Origin of the sequence: Mycoplasma marinum (assembly GCF_004335975.1) — a bacterium.
Classification (GTDB): domain Bacteria; phylum Bacillota_I; class Bacilli_A; order Mycoplasmatales; family Metamycoplasmataceae; genus Mycoplasma_K; species Mycoplasma_K marinum.
Map to the genome: position 1 here is coordinate 1 of NZ_PSZO01000073.1, position 1,269 is coordinate 1,269.

1 protein-coding gene is annotated in these 1,269 nt (G+C 27.7%); it reads left to right on the top strand.

The window, feature by feature from the left end; genetic code table 4:
- Nucleotides 1-50: 50 nt before the first annotated feature.
- On the top strand, nt 51-1,269 hold a 1,219-nt coding region (locus C4B24_RS04750), incomplete at its 3' end, for an IS3 family transposase (RefSeq protein WP_131599633.1).

Genomic DNA, 1,269 nt, shown 5'->3' on the forward strand with positions numbered 1-1,269 from the left:
TATATTAGGATAAAAATTTAAGACACAACTCGGAAAGGGTGGTGTCTTTTATGAAACATTATAAATTTAAAGATAAATTGTGGGCATTAAAACAATTGGATACCGGTAGAAACAAGAGGTCAGTCGCTCTTGAGTTTTACTATAACCATTTAGAAAGATATAGAGATAAAGGAAATAAAACTAGTGTCATATTAAGAAGAATTGAAAGATTATTTCTTGATTGAGTGGAAATTAGAGATAATTTAGGTATGGAAAAATTAAGAAATGCTGGTGGAAATAAAACTAGAAAAAGAAAAGGTAGACCAAAAGAGGTAAGTATTAACGACTTAACCCCTAATGATAGAGAAGTTTACCAAAAAATCATTAATGATATATTAAAAGATCACAATATATCAAGGCATGAAATCACTGAACGTATCAAGAAGGAAAAAGAGAATATCGAAAATATTAAAGATTTGACTGGAATTTTGAGAATTAATAGAACTAATGTTTATTACAAATCAAAGAAAAAAGTCAGATCTTTTATTTTGGATATTAATTTAATTAAGGACATCAAGAAAATTATCAGTAAAAGCCGCAATTCAATTGGTAGAGACAAAGTTTATATGATTCTTAATAAAAAGTATAAAATTAGCACTTATGCATTCAGAAGACACTGAGAATCATTGGGTTATAAGAGTAATTATCACTTAAAATATAACAAAAAACCAACTGAGAAAAAGTATAAAGGTATTTGAACTAGCGATAAAATAAACTTTGATTTCAATAATGAATATGAGGATCAAGTTTGATTTTCTGATATTACATATATAAAGGTGGGCAAAGAGCATAAGATGGTCTTGCTAATTAAAGATGGATTTACAAAGAAGATTAAGTTCTTGGAAATCACTGAAAATAGAAAAGTTGAAACAATTATAAATGCAGTTAAAAAAGCGCGAAGAAATTCGAGAAAGTATCCAGAAATTTTTCATACTGATCATGGAGTTGAATACGCAAATTATAAATTCAAGAAGTTCTTAGAAAGAAATAACATAATACAATCAATGTCACCTAAGGGTAATTCGCTAGCCAATAGACCTGCTGAATATTTCTTTTCAATATTAAAGAGGGAATTCATTTATCCCTTTCCAACATCAACTAAAAATGCTGAAAGTTTAATTAAAACATTAAAAGACTATAAATATTGATATCATAATATTAGAGTTCAAAGATGTTTGGATAATAAAACACCATACGAATATTCTCGCATGATGTCCAACACTTTGAGTG